The sequence below is a fragment of the Planktothrix sp. FACHB-1365 genome, from assembly GCF_014697575.1.
In the GTDB taxonomy this organism is placed as follows: domain Bacteria; phylum Cyanobacteriota; class Cyanobacteriia; order Cyanobacteriales; family Microcoleaceae; genus Planktothrix.
In genome coordinates this window covers 1-12,845 of the sequence record NZ_JACJSC010000056.1, presented here as the reverse complement: position 1 = coordinate 12,845, position 12,845 = coordinate 1, and the positions used below count along the sequence as shown (strand labels likewise).

The following is a 12,845-nucleotide window of genomic DNA, read 5'->3' as shown; positions in this document are numbered from 1 at the left end:
GACTTCCTCAAGTTGTTGAAGAACCCTCTTCTGTGAGTTTACCAGCAATTTTGATTAAGAAACAAGGAGATTTTCCGGCTTTTTGGAAAAAAGAGCATTCTTTTATTCAAGTTATGGAAGAGTTTTATGAACGAGTCAAAACTAAAAATAAGAACTTGATTTAGCTTAGAAATGAAAAACTTTCAGCCGACCGCATAGTCGGTCATTTCCCGAATGAAAGGAGGATAAAAACCTAGCACAATATCTTGTTTGGGTACGCCCAAATCAACTAAATCTGCCCCAATATCATGTTCCGTTGAATTGTAAAAAATCCAGATTTTCTCGTTCCGAATATCAAGATGTAAGTAGGCGGTCATAAATAGAGTTAAAATAGAAAATGAAGAAATATCAGAGGAACAGTCATGCCAGTAAGGTTAAGAATTCAACTAACAGAAGAAGAAAAAAAGAGCTACTAACACTGTATCAGGAAGAGAAAGTACCGAAAAGAACAAGACAGAGGATAGATATATTAATGTTTAGTGATGGAGGATGGAGTGTATCAAAAATAGCCAAGACTTTAAGGTGTTCAGAAGCGATGGTGAGAAGAACAATAGCTCGATGGATAAATCAAGAAAAAGAAGGGTTATTTGATGCACCTCGTCAGGGAAGAAAACGGAAGTGGAAGGAAGAAGATATAGAATATTTAGAAAATTGTATAGAGTCAGAAGAGAGAACTTATAACAGTCGTCAACTATCAGAAAAACTTCTCCAAGAAAGAGCGATCGCATTAAGCGCAGAAAGAATTAGAAAAATGGCTCTCCTGTACTTAGGGTGATAACGCACGGTTATAATCCACTTCTGTCAAGCTTTCCAGCCTTCATAAGGGCAGAATTTTGTATCATAAAATACTTTTTACACCTTGCATTCGGGAGAGCCTCCCACCAATAAGAAATAATTACGGCATCTGTTCGATGAGGAAAATCGGGGTTCCAGAGTGCTTTTTTCAGCCGCCATTCTAATTGGCGTAGAAATAGCGAATTTCTACGCCAGGTTCTTATATTTAGCTTTGGATCTCTAACAATTTAATCGCCTTGAATCCAGAATTAATGATGCAGCGTGTAGAATTTTTCCACACAGCGAACAAACATTTCTACACCCATTCCTAAGACGGTTTCATCAAAATCAAAACAAGGATGATGGTGAGGAAAATCCAACTTTTTATCGGGATTTGCTGATCCTAAAAAGAAATAACAACCCGGAACCGCTTGCAGAAAATAAGAGATATCTTCGGCTGCCATAGTTTGACATTCAGGCACAATTCCCGCCGGAGTTTCTACCACTGTTTCCGCTACGCTTTGTACCAATTCCGCGATCCGTTTATTATTAATAACAGGAGGATATAAAGGCGCGTAATTGAGTTGATAAGTAGCTCCATGACTCTGACAAATACCAGCAATAATTTGTTCAACTCGTTTGCCAAAAAAGCCTTGATAAGCGGGATTAAAATATCGAACCGTTCCCAACATTTTAGCACTATCAGCAATCACATTATCGGCTTTTCCAGCCTGAAGGGAACCGACTGAAACCACCGCCGCATCTAAGGGATTAACATTGCGAGAAACAATCGTTTGTAACCCTAAAACAATCTGAGAAGCAACTACAATGGAATCAATGGTTTGATGGGGAATAGCACCATGTCCCCCTTTTCCATAAATTGTACATTGAAATTTCTCAACGGCCGCCATTAACGCCCCACTGCGAACGCCAATAGTTCCCAAGGGTAAATTATTCCACAGGTGTAACCCAATTAAAGCATCCACATCCGGGTTCTTTAAAACCCCCGCTTCAATCATCGGTTTAGCACCCCCTGGCCCCTCTTCGGCGGGTTGAAAAATAATTTTAACGATGCCTTGAAAACAATGGCGATGATGGGCTAAATAATAGGCAGTTCCTAACGCAATTGCGGTGTGACCATCATGACCGCAGGCGTGCATAATTCCCGGATGTTGAGATTGATAAGGAACATTATTTTCTTCTTGAATGGGTAAGGCATCTAAATCAGCACGAATGGCTAAAACTGGCCCTGGTTTTCCACTATCAATGGTGGCAACAATTCCGGTTTTGGCAATTCCTGTTTGATGATCAATTCCCCATTTTTTCAGGTGTTGAGAGACAAATTCTGCTGTTAAGGTTTCGGTAAATCCCAGTTCAGGATACTGATGTAAACGCCGTCGCCATTCTACTAACTGGGGTTGTAAATTACGAATATCCAGTCGGAGTTTGGATACATGAACTGAATTTAAGCTGGGAATTGTAGAAACCATTGGCGTGCAGAAAATCTAAAAACTATGTTAAGAAGTGATAGTAATTATAACATTTGTCAACAAATGATTTCTAATTCCTCTACCTAAAAATCAGAGTCCCTTAAAGGTCGAGTCTGGGTTGTGGGGTATCCGATGGAAAATCTTTCCCCCACAAGGGGATTAAGAAAAAATCGTTTCTAGGTCTAAATTAGACGCAATTTGAGCCAATTTTTCCCGATCTGTAAGCGTATTAAGATAGGGCAAAATTCCTAAAATCGGAATTTGAGTTAAAGATTCTATCAGAGGAATGGGAGTCCAATTTTGAATTTCTTCTGGAGAACAAGGGTCAACACAATTTAAAACCAATCCTTGCAATAATACCCCCATTTGTCGTGCTAAAGCTACATTCGCAACGGCTTGGGCGATCGCTCCTAACCGCACCGGAACCACTATAATAGTTGGTAAATGCCAATCCCGTGCTAAATCAGCCACCGTTAATTCAGGGGTAATCGGAGATCCTAATCCTCCTAACCCTTCTACTAATACAAAATCTCGGCTTTGTTGTAATTGACAAAACTGCGACCAAACTAACTTTAAATCGACTGTTTTACCTTCTAATTCTGCCGCAAGGGGAGGAGCTAGAGGGGCTTCAAAGTGTAAAGGATTAATCTCATCAATCGATTGATTTAAAGCAAAATATTGGTGATAAAATTCTCGATCTCCAATTCCCGTTTGCATCGGTTTAAAAACCCCTAAACTCCGCGACAAATCATAAGTTTGCCAATAGGAAATTAACGCACTGGTTAATACCGTTTTACCCACATTTGTATCCGTTCCCGCCACCAATAAACTCTTTTTTACCATTTCCCTAATTAGAATTTTTGTTAATATTAAATATACCCAAATTCAAAACTCATCCCTCCCCCCCTGTCCCCTCATCCCCTCATCCCCTCATCCCCTCATCCCCTAGTCCCCTAGTCCCCTAGTCCCCTAGTCCCCCCGTCCCCCCGTCCCCTCCTCTAACTCTTAACTTCCGTCATCTCAATAACCCGATTATCTAAATCTTTAACTAAAAAATTTAACGGTCTTTCGCTGCGAATTTTATGTTTTACCCCTCGCAATTGTACCCGCATTAAAATTTGTTCTAAACAATCTCGATCAAAACAAACATGACGTTCTTGATCTTTAGACCCATAACTCGCACCCCCAATAATATGTAACTGAGTGTTTTTCATCAGTTGATACCATAGTCCCTCAGTCCCCTGCATTTTAGTCGCCGCACTCCCCACAGGGGTAGACAGATAAAGCGGATCAATTCCCGTTGCTCCTAAAGTTTGTTCATAGTTATAGTAATAATGCAAAGGAACATCTGCTACAGACAATCCTAATAAACCTTCATAAAAATCCTTGGCCACATTCAAATCCGAAACCATAATGGTATGAACTTTAGGAGCACTGGTTAAAAACATCCACATCGCAACCGCATAAGCAGCCAGCAACATCACCATCACGCCCTGGGTGGAAAAAATACCGTCAAACAGGGGAAATTCCGGGAAAAACGCACTTAACGGTAAGGTATGAACTGAAAAATCGATTAAATTAACGGCTATCAGCATGAATAAATTCAGAAGTAAAAAACAAACTCAACCCGAACCCATCATCGCCTTCATCTCAAGGGTTAAGATGATCAGCTATTAATCATGTTAACAAAAAGTTTTAACAACTTTCTCAAATCCAGACAGGATAGCCAAACGATGACAAATCTCATTCATGTATTTGTATATGGTACGCTCAAACCGGGGGAAAGCAATTATCTGCGCTATTGTCAGGGACGGGTCATCGCCCAGCGTCCTGCTGTAGTTCAGGGAAAACTCTATGATTTATCTTTAGGGTATCCAGGGTTGGTTGCTGGGGATGGCATTGTGCAGGGAGTGATTTTATCTTTTTCAGACCCCAATATTTTTATAGATTTAGATCAATTGGAAGATTATCAACCCCACCGTCCCCCGGAAGAAAATGAATATCAGCGCCAACAAATTCCCGTATTCGATCTCAATCATCAACCCTTGGGCTTAGTTTGGGCTTATCTGATGGACATGACAAAAGTTCAGGTTTATTCAGGGGTTTTGATTCCTGATGGATGTTGGAAAAATCGAGATTAAGTGTTAAAAAAACTCTAGGGACACAGTAATTTTGTATCCCTAGAGTTCTATTATTTTAATTAACAAAAACAAACGGCTTAATCAGTTGGTGTAGAAACAGCAGCTTTCGGAATTGGAATAATCGGTTGATCTACACTAATACTAACTGCATTCGGATTAACAATGGGAATTAGAGGTTCATTCAAGGCTATTTGTAAGGGTTCTGAATCATTCAAATTTTGAGATTGAGCCACCATTGCCACTCGCCCCAAATTGCCAGAAACCGTCATCACTAATAATGCAGCGATCGCAGTTCCCCCCCAAGATATTATAACACGAGTTCTTTGATTTAGGCGTTGGAAAACACGGTTAGCGAGTTGTTGCACCGAGGAATGGGAGGCGGGAACAGGTGCGGCTTGTAAGCGAGAACGAAGTTGCAGCAGTTGTAAATAAACTGCTTTAATTTGAGGGTCATGATCTAGCCAAGCTTGAACTTGACGGCGTTCTGAAACCGTCGTTTCTCCATCAACGTAGGCACTCAGTAATTGAAACTGTTGAGGGTCAAGTAGATGCCCCTGGAGGGTTGAGTTAATTTGTGGTTCTGGCTCAAAATTGTGCTTCATCGGAACACCCCCATTCACCAAGTATGAAATTCGACATGAAATTAGACAAACTCAATTCAGCTTATAGTTGGGGGAAAAGTCATGAAAAATAGGGCTTGAAACCTATATAACTATTGTATCGGTAAAATCCACCAATTGCACCCCCTCACGCCAATTTTTTACGGATTCAGATAAACTTGTAAATCGGCTTGTAACCGTTGACGAGCTCTGGCAATTCTTGATTTTACCGTTCCCAGGGAAACTCCTGTAATTTCAGCTATTTCTTCATAAGCTAATCCTTCAATTTCTCGCAAAACAATCGTTGTCCGAAAAACTTCGGGTAAATCAGCAATGGCATCTCGAAGATGGCTATAAAATTCACGGGTAGCCATATCTTCATCGGGGCCCGGACTATCGGCGGCAATTTCCCAGTCCATTTCTCCATCTTCAATATTGCGCGGTGCATCTAAAGAAAGGGGAGGTTTTACTCGTTTACGTTTGCGGAGTTCATCGTAAAATAAATTAGTCGCAATTCGGCTTAACCATCCTCGAAATTTTACGGGTTCTTGCAAACGTTTAATATTACGATACACCCGAATCCAGATTTCTTGAGCCAAGTCTGCTCGATCTTGCCAATCTGGGGCTAGGTGATAGAGAATTTTATCAACATGGGATTGATAACGGCGAAGTAGTTCTGTAAACGCGGCTCGGTCAGGACAAATACCTTGTTGACAACGCAAAACCAAATCAGAATTTGACAGTTGTTCAAGGGGGATTTGCTCTAGGGGGATAGAGACTTCAGCCGTAGACCAAGAAATAGGGATAGATTGGCTCATGGGTGGAACTCGGTTGATGAAAAATTCCGTTAGTGATGACGTCACCCGGATTACTTAGGTTCCTCGGTTTAAACTCCTGAAGAGTTATGATACCGGGGATAGAGGATGAGTATTTTCACTTAACGGGTGGTTTTCCCCTAATCTTAAAGGAATTTGCCATCGGTTGCATGAAAATTTTCTCATCAAATCCGGGTTTTTGTTGTATTAAAGAATACATTGATTTAAGTTAATTTTCAGGAACCCTAGAAATAGTAAGCAGGAGTTGAATAAAATTAACCTACCTATCTCAAGAACTTGTAAGCAGGTCAATTTCCAACTGTTTTTGTTGCCTATTGCCCATTCGTCGTAATTCGTAATTCGTAATTCGTAATTCGTAATTCCCTCTTCCCGACTCTACAATTTAATTAATGTCACCGCTATTTTTCCTCGGAAACACACCTCCACATCGGTTCCTTGTTCATAGGTGCGATCGCAATAGTTTCCGTGATAATAAAAATAATCTCCTTCCCTTCTATAGTTAATGGGTAAAGATTGGGTTCCTAATTTACAAAATACAATCTCTGGATCGGGTTCTTCCGGTTCCAAATAGGGAAAATTAACATTCCAAAAGCACCCCCGTTGCGGAGGATGTTTCATTAATTCTTCTAAGACTAAACTAGCCCAACGAGTTGTTGTTTTCCAGTTTACCGGTTTTCCGCCTTTGCGATATTGCGATATTGCGATCGCTGGAATTCCTTGAATTGCCGCTTCCCGCACCGCCGCCACCGTTCCCGAAATATAAACATCAACGCCCATATTTCCCCCTGGATTAATTCCTGAAATTACCCAACTTAAATCCGGGCAAAGATGAGACACGGCTAATCGAATACAATCAGCCGGAGTTCCCCCAATTGCATATTCAATTGGAGAGCGTTTTTCAACATGAATTCCTTGGTGAGTTGTAACTTGATGCCCACATTGAGAATATTCTTTATTGGGAGCAATCAAAATTTTATCACCAGAAATTGCCTTCCCCAAGGCTCGAATTCCGGGTGCATCAATGCCATCATCATTGGTTAATACTATTTTCATTTTTTTAAGGGAACAGGGAATAGGGAATTACGAATTACGAATTACGAATGGGCAATGGGCAATAGAAAGAGTGTACTGTTTTAATCTAATCCTATATTCAATTAAGTTAAAATACTACCTCCCATCATCTTAAGATAACGACGATTTAATTCCGCCCGCATTAACGGCCAACTGTGTAAGGTTCCATCTTTTTCTAAGACTTTTTGTGCAGCTTCCCTGGCTAATTGTAACACCTCTTGATCCTCCACTAAACTGGCTAAAGCAAAATCTGGTAAACCCGATTGACGAGTGCCTAAAACTTGTCCTGGCCCCCGCAATTGTAAATCCATTTCTGCAATCAAAAACCCATCCTGAGATTGTTCTAAAACTTGTAACCGTTGTCTGGCTTCTGGGGTAGACCCTCCTAACAATAATAAACAATAGGATTTATCTTTCCCTCGACCCACCCGTCCCCGTAATTGATGGATTTGAGATAATCCAAACCGTTCCGCATTTTCAATTAACATCACCGTCGCATTGGGAACATCAACCCCCACTTCTACCACCGTTGTTGAAACTAAAATTTGCGTTTCCCGCTCTCGAAATCGAGTAATTGCTTCATCCTTTTCCGCACTATTCATGCGACCATGCAACAACCCAATGGTAAACTCAGGAAAAATTTTAGACTGTAATTTATGATGCTCTTCCACCGCAGATTTGACATCTAACTTTTCAGATTCTTCGATTAACGGTAACACCACATACACCTGTCTGCCTTTCGCCACTTCTCTGCGAATTAAATCATAGGCATCTTGACGTTGTTTTCCGGTTAATATTGTGGTTTGAATCGGTTGACGTCCGGGGGGAAGTTCATCAATTTGACTCACATCTAAATCTCCATGTAAGGTTAACGCTAAAGTTCGGGGAATCGGAGTGGCAGTCATCGTTAAAACATGGGGAGATTCTCCTTTTTGTTGTAATCTTGCCCGTTGTTGGACTCCAAATCGATGTTGTTCATCAATCACCACTAACCCTAACCGATGAAAATTAACTTTATCTTGAATTAAAGCATGGGTTCCCACTAAAACCGGTAATTCTCCCGTTTCTAAATGGGAATGAATTTGACGGCGTTTCGCGGCTTTTGTGGAACCGGTTAATAATTCGACGGGGAGGTGCATTAAATTAAACCACTCCACTAATTTCCGATAATGTTGTTCCGCTAAAACTTCCGTCGGTGCCATTAAGGCAGCTTGATATCCGGCTTGAATTGCCGCTAACATTGCCACCACCGCCACAACGGTTTTCCCCGCCCCCACATCTCCTTGTACTAATCGATTCATCGGTTCAGGCGACTGTAAATCCTTCAGGATTTCTTGAATAACACGTTGTTGAGCATGGGTGAGTTGAAAGGGCAAAATTTGATAAAATTCCTCTATTAATTTTCCCGTTGGTGCTAAGACCGCACTGGTTTCAGTTTGTTTCTGCTGTTGTCTCCGGGTTAATAATCCCAACTGCAAATAGAAAAACTCATCAAACACTAACCGTCGTCTCGCCGCCGATAACCAATCTCGATCTGGGGGAAAATGAATATTCTCAATCGCCGCAGTTAACCCAATTAATTGATATTGATTTAATACTTCTTGGGGTAAAGCATCTTGTAATTGTTTCGCTGCGGGTAAGGCTTCAATCACCGCTTTTCTGACCACATCCGCCCCAATTCCTTCTGATAACGGATACACAGGCAAAACTCGCCCGATTTTCATCGATTCAATCTGACCCCCAGCATGATCTAATATTTCTAATTCTGGGTTATCTAAGGTAATCCCATATTGATTTCGTTTAACTAAACCCGATGCCGCAATCACCGCCCCCGGTGGATAATTCCCTTTCTGTTGATGTTGCCAACCTTTACTACTATATCGATGTCCCGCATAAAATCGACTAATTTTAAGTTGTCCGGTATGATCGCTTAAGACTAATTCTAATATGGTTAATTTTTTATTGCGGGGACTACTAAAACAATTACACCGTTTCACCTGAGCAATTAACGTGACCGTTTCCCCAGGTTCCAGTTCCTGAATTTTTACCTGTTTCCCATAGTCAATATGATCCCTAGGATAATAATAGAGTAAATCAAAGATTGTTAAAATTCCTAATTTAGCAATGCGATCGCGATTTCTTGGCCCGATAATTTTTTCTAAGGATTGTTCTAAGGAAATACTCACACCTTTGGCTTTTTCGGTAATCGCCGTTGTCTTCGGAACCGAGGGTTGATTTTGTTTTTGCTCTCGTTCCGTTTTCCGAATTTCCGATACCTGATTCCGACACTCAAACAGTCGTTGTAATTGCAGTAAAAACCGTCTCGTATCTGCAATTAAATGTTGTCGGTTTTCTAGGTCTAATTCGGGATAGCGTAAAAATTCCTCCGCCAAATCTTGACACCGTTTTTGCGTCTCCGGTGGGGCATTTTCAAACAGTTCCTTTAAACTCACATAAAAAAATTCATGGAACTGATATTGATTCCCCTGCAAATTCGTAAAACCCCGTTCGGCTTCAACGGATAACGCTTTACTAAATCTCCACCAGTCCGGTTGATCAGATTTCATCTTAATCTCAGTTCCTAGTTACCCTGTTTTTGAGACTGACTCTAACTTATTATAATATATATTATTTTGCGGTTAACAAACCTTTCTTTTCTTTAATATTGTGTTGATTAAACGGCTTAAGTGGCGGTTTTTGATAACAGTAACTCCAGGCAATTATAGAGGGGGTTGACAATAATAAATCGATTTTGCTAGAATTTTAGCAAATGCACCTTAAATAAGTTTAACTCAAAAGTTGATTATTTAAGCAATTTGCCAAACGAATCTCCTATCTATCAGTATTACGGCGTTACTCTGTTTTCGACTCTCCTCAGATTTTAGGAAAATAGAGACAAAATTTTGAGCTATGTTGACACGAAGCAATCACCCATGTTAAAATTTTATCAAATGCTACTGGGGGTTCTTCGCACATACTCTTGATTTTTTAAACAACAAACTTACATCAAGCTTAATTCATCGGTATTCCAGCCTTTTTTAATCCTCATACCAACTGGCTCTCCAAGCTGATTCTGCTTGAACAATCGCCCTTTCGCGCAACTTTTTATGATACTCCCGACGAAGACCACTCAACTGTCCCGACAAATGACGAAGTTGATGCCGTCGGGCCATCACATGAGCATCAGCAAACTCAATTTCTCCCAACCGCAGATGAATCGCCGTTAATTTCGTCACCATTGAGGTTTGAGAATCCTCATCATCCTCCGTTTCAATCATAATCTGGAGCAAATTTGGAGGCCCTGCAATCCCGTCGCTAGAGGCTTCAGCCTTAGATGCCACTTCCAAAACAGCTTCCGGTAACTTTTGGGGTAATAGCCCGGAACGTTGTAATAACAGATTGGCATCCTTCGATAACAACTTCAAGAGTTGAATAATTCCGGTTTCAATCCTTTCTTGCCAAGCGGATAAACGCTCAGGTGTTAAGGGTTTACGAATTGGAGAAATTTCAAAATCAGTCTCTAATTCCAGCTTTCCTTCTGCCTCTTCTGACTCTTCTGCCTCTAATTCTAAGCCTGGAACCTCAACAGGCGCGGGTATTTGTAGAGACTGACACAGAGCCTTTTGCATTTGTTGGGCTAAATTTCTGAGTCCCTGTTGTAATTTTTGTCGTTCTGAAACGGATAACTTTAAAAAGGCTTCAGGATAGGTTTGAGTACAGAGGTAATAACTCGCCAAAATCAACTGTTGACGAACTCCCTGCCCCAGAGCCATCAAATACACCTCATACCCTTGATGAAATTCCTGGGCGAGTTTAGCGATCGCTTCTTCCAAAGTCGCGATATCCTGCTCAATTCGATTTATTGATCCAGCCATAAACGAATTAAGAATTAAGAATTACGAATTACGAATTAATGGACTCCGATCTTCTATTGAAATTCTATCAGATCGGAGTCTTAATGATTCATTGACTTGAGGAGAAACTTTAGGCTTTACCCATTTGTTCCGCCACTTCATCTGCAAAATTCTTCTCTTCTTTCTCCAAGCCTTCACCCAGAACAAACCGAGCAAAGCGACGAATTTTAATATTTTCCCCTAACAGAGCAATGCTTTGTTTAACCAACTCAGCCACCGTAATATTTTGATCACGGATATAAGGTTGATCTAATAAAGCCATTTCTTGAAGGCGTTTGTCAATGCGACCTTGAACAATTTTTTCCTTAATATTGTCGGGTTTATTGCCTAAATCATCCCGCTTCATTTCAATTTCTTTTTCTTTAGCGACAATTGATTCAGGAATATCCGCCACGCCAACATACTCCACATTAGGACAAGCCGCAATTTGCATGGCAATATTTTGTACTAATGTTTTAAATTCATCCCGACGGGCCACAAAGTCAGTTTCACAGTTGACTTCAACCATGACGCCAACCCGTCCGCCCGTGTGAATATAACTTCCCACTAAGCCTTCAGTGGCACTGCGAGCATTTTTTTTATCCGCAGAACTAATCCCTTTTTGACGTAACCATTCGATGGATTTAGTAATATCTCCATCATTTTCTGCCAGGGCTTTCTTGCAGTCCATCATCCCTGCGCCTGTTTTATCGCGCAGTTCCTTAACCAGTTTTGCTGAAATTTCCGCCATCTTTTCCTAGTGTGATTTCGTTAATATTTGCCGATCGCCACGACCCATCTATCAAAGAAATTATAACAAATGAATCTAGGTTTCAACTGTCTGAAGCATGATTTCAGTTCAGGAGTCAGTTCTTGATTATTTCCTTAAGATTTAACCTTTAAGCAGACTCCTGAGAACGGTTTTACTCTTCCGAATCGCTATCGGAATCTAAATCATCGAGATCCTCGATTTCTTCATCATCTTCATACTCGTCTTCATAAACCTCGTCATCGTATTCAGCGATGCCAGCATCTAATTGACCATGACGTCCTTCATAAATTGCATCGGCTAATTTACCGACAATCAATTTAATTGAACGAATAGCGTCATCATTAGCAGGAATATGAATATCGGCTAAATCAGGATCACAATTGGTATCTAATAAAGACACAATGGGAATATCTAATTTGCGACATTCCATCACGGCGTTATATTCCCGGCGTTGGTCAACTAAAATCACCACATCGGGAACGCGACGCATCGCTTTAATTCCGCCTAAATATTTCCGCAATTTTGTCAATTCTCGACGTAAAACCGAGGCTTCTTTTTTAGGAAGATAATCAAAATAACCACTTTTATCTCGGTCTTCTAAAGTTTTCAGACGTTCAACCCGAGTTTTAATGGTAGCCCAGTTGGTGAGCATTCCCCCTAACCAGCGTTGGTTAACATAATATCCACCACAGCGTGCTGCTTCCTGAGCAATAATTCCAGCCGCTTGGCGTTTGGTTCCCACAAACAAAAACTTTTTCCCTTGTTCAGAGGAACTTCTGACATAATCATAAGCTTCCTCCATCAGTTCTGCGGTTTGAACCAAATCAATAATATGAACCCCATTACGCTCTGTGTAGATATAAGGAGACATTTTTGGGTTCCAACGGCGAGTCTGATGTCCAAAATGAACTCCAGACTCCAGCATTTCTGCCAAACTAATAACGGCCATTCGTCATAACTCCTAATTCGGGTTAATCCTCCATCCAGGCGTATTCGCTAGGGATACAGACCCTAGAAACACCCGAATCCCTGAATGTGTGATTTTTAGACAACCTTTCTACTATAGCACGTTTTGAGGATTCCGAATCAAAGAATCAAAAGAGTAAACGAGTGAGATTAGTTAGACGTGCAGACGGCTACTATTGCCAATTTCTGATTTCAATTGACGTTAAGATTCAATCTGAACCAACCAATAAAACAATTGGTTTAGATGTAGGGTTATCTGCTTTT

13 protein-coding genes are annotated in these 12,845 nt (G+C 40.8%); 2 read left to right on the top strand and 11 right to left on the bottom strand.

The window, feature by feature from the left end:
- Positions 1-182 precede the first annotated feature (182 nt).
- On the bottom strand, positions 183-356 hold the full coding sequence (locus H6G57_RS28330; RefSeq protein ID WP_199314474.1) for an element excision factor XisI family protein: 174 nt from the start codon (positions 354-356) through the stop codon (positions 183-185).
- A gap of 20 nt (positions 357-376) precedes the next feature.
- Between H6G57_RS28330 and H6G57_RS28325 the strand changes: the two genes are divergently transcribed.
- Complete coding sequence (locus H6G57_RS28325) at positions 377-814, top strand: helix-turn-helix domain-containing protein (RefSeq protein WP_255528417.1); 438 nt, start codon at positions 377-379, stop codon at positions 812-814.
- 268 nt (positions 815-1,082) lie between these two features.
- Here H6G57_RS28325 and H6G57_RS28320 read toward each other — a convergent pair whose 3' ends face one another.
- The 3 genes from H6G57_RS28320 to H6G57_RS28310 all read right to left on the bottom strand — a co-directional run bounded on the left by H6G57_RS28320 (position 1,083) and on the right by H6G57_RS28310 (position 3,898).
- Positions 1,083-2,303: a M20 family metallopeptidase gene (locus H6G57_RS28320; protein WP_190525137.1), complete on the bottom strand. Its 1,221-nt coding sequence runs from the start codon at positions 2,301-2,303 to the stop codon at positions 1,083-1,085.
- Positions 2,304-2,462: 159 nt separating this feature from the next.
- Positions 2,463-3,146: a dethiobiotin synthase gene (gene bioD / locus H6G57_RS28315; protein WP_190525135.1), complete on the bottom strand. Its 684-nt coding sequence runs from the start codon at positions 3,144-3,146 to the stop codon at positions 2,463-2,465.
- A 155-nt stretch (positions 3,147-3,301) separates the two neighbouring features.
- On the bottom strand, positions 3,302-3,898 hold the full coding sequence (locus H6G57_RS28310; protein ID WP_190525133.1) for a VOC family protein: 597 nt from the start codon (positions 3,896-3,898) through the stop codon (positions 3,302-3,304).
- A gap of 138 nt (positions 3,899-4,036) precedes the next feature.
- Here H6G57_RS28310 and H6G57_RS28305 point away from each other — a divergent pair, with 138 nt between their 5' ends.
- Positions 4,037-4,444, top strand: coding sequence for a gamma-glutamylcyclotransferase (locus tag H6G57_RS28305; RefSeq protein WP_190525131.1), 408 nt, complete (start codon positions 4,037-4,039; stop codon positions 4,442-4,444).
- Positions 4,445-4,521: 77 nt separating this feature from the next.
- On the opposite strand, the gene H6G57_RS28300 is transcribed toward H6G57_RS28305, so the two are convergent.
- The 7 genes from H6G57_RS28300 to rpsB all read right to left on the bottom strand — a co-directional run bounded on the left by H6G57_RS28300 (position 4,522) and on the right by rpsB (position 12,564).
- Entirely contained in the window at positions 4,522-5,046 is a 525-nt protein-coding gene (locus H6G57_RS28300; RefSeq protein ID WP_190525123.1) for an anti-sigma factor, read from the bottom strand.
- 158 nt (positions 5,047-5,204) lie between these two features.
- Positions 5,205-5,861 carry a sigma-70 family RNA polymerase sigma factor gene (locus H6G57_RS28295; protein ID WP_190525121.1) on the bottom strand — a complete coding sequence of 219 codons (657 nt, stop codon included), beginning with the start codon at positions 5,859-5,861 and terminating at the stop codon, positions 5,205-5,207.
- Positions 5,862-6,254: 393 nt separating this feature from the next.
- A complete protein-coding gene (gene surE, locus H6G57_RS28290; protein WP_190525119.1) occupies positions 6,255-6,932 on the bottom strand; it encodes a 5'/3'-nucleotidase SurE in 678 nt (225 codons plus the stop codon).
- A gap of 101 nt (positions 6,933-7,033) precedes the next feature.
- Positions 7,034-9,517, bottom strand: a complete 2,484-nt coding sequence (gene recG, locus H6G57_RS28285; protein ID WP_190525117.1) for an ATP-dependent DNA helicase RecG — start codon at positions 9,515-9,517, stop codon at positions 7,034-7,036.
- A gap of 471 nt (positions 9,518-9,988) precedes the next feature.
- The gene (locus H6G57_RS28280) at positions 9,989-10,825 is read right to left on the bottom strand and encodes a hypothetical protein (RefSeq protein WP_190525115.1); all 837 of its coding nucleotides are present in this window, start codon (positions 10,823-10,825) and stop codon (positions 9,989-9,991) included.
- Positions 10,826-10,934: 109 nt separating this feature from the next.
- Entirely contained in the window at positions 10,935-11,594 is a 660-nt protein-coding gene (gene tsf / locus H6G57_RS28275) for a translation elongation factor Ts (RefSeq protein WP_190525113.1), read from the bottom strand.
- Positions 11,595-11,766: 172 nt separating this feature from the next.
- Positions 11,767-12,564 carry a 30S ribosomal protein S2 gene (gene rpsB / locus H6G57_RS28270; RefSeq protein ID WP_190525111.1) on the bottom strand — a complete coding sequence of 266 codons (798 nt, stop codon included), beginning with the start codon at positions 12,562-12,564 and terminating at the stop codon, positions 11,767-11,769.
- Positions 12,565-12,845: the final 281 nt, after the last annotated feature.

What these genes read in the sequence shown, in the direction of transcription:
- recG (WP_190525117.1), bottom strand. Translation starts at nt 9,517, where the DNA reads ATGAAATCTGATCAACCGGACTGGTGGAGATTTAGTAAAGCGTTATCC.
- H6G57_RS28305 (WP_190525131.1), top strand. Translation starts at nt 4,037, where the DNA reads ATGACAAATCTCATTCATGTATTTGTATATGGTACGCTCAAACCGGGG.
- H6G57_RS28295 (WP_190525121.1), bottom strand. Translation starts at nt 5,861, where the DNA reads ATGAGCCAATCTATCCCTATTTCTTGGTCTACGGCTGAAGTCTCTATC.
- H6G57_RS28320 (WP_190525137.1), bottom strand. Translation starts at nt 2,303, where the DNA reads ATGGTTTCTACAATTCCCAGCTTAAATTCAGTTCATGTATCCAAACTC.
- H6G57_RS28330 (WP_199314474.1), bottom strand. Translation starts at nt 356, where the DNA reads ATGACCGCCTACTTACATCTTGATATTCGGAACGAGAAAATCTGGATT.
- H6G57_RS28325 (WP_255528417.1), top strand. Translation starts at nt 377, where the DNA reads ATGAAGAAATATCAGAGGAACAGTCATGCCAGTAAGGTTAAGAATTCA.
- H6G57_RS28310 (WP_190525133.1), bottom strand. Translation starts at nt 3,898, where the DNA reads ATGCTGATAGCCGTTAATTTAATCGATTTTTCAGTTCATACCTTACCG.
- rpsB (WP_190525111.1), bottom strand. Translation starts at nt 12,564, where the DNA reads ATGGCCGTTATTAGTTTGGCAGAAATGCTGGAGTCTGGAGTTCATTTT.
- H6G57_RS28280 (WP_190525115.1), bottom strand. Translation starts at nt 10,825, where the DNA reads ATGGCTGGATCAATAAATCGAATTGAGCAGGATATCGCGACTTTGGAA.
- bioD (WP_190525135.1), bottom strand. Translation starts at nt 3,146, where the DNA reads ATGGTAAAAAAGAGTTTATTGGTGGCGGGAACGGATACAAATGTGGGT.
- surE (WP_190525119.1), bottom strand. Translation starts at nt 6,932, where the DNA reads ATGAAAATAGTATTAACCAATGATGATGGCATTGATGCACCCGGAATT.
- H6G57_RS28300 (WP_190525123.1), bottom strand. Translation starts at nt 5,046, where the DNA reads ATGAAGCACAATTTTGAGCCAGAACCACAAATTAACTCAACCCTCCAG.
- tsf (WP_190525113.1), bottom strand. Translation starts at nt 11,594, where the DNA reads ATGGCGGAAATTTCAGCAAAACTGGTTAAGGAACTGCGCGATAAAACA.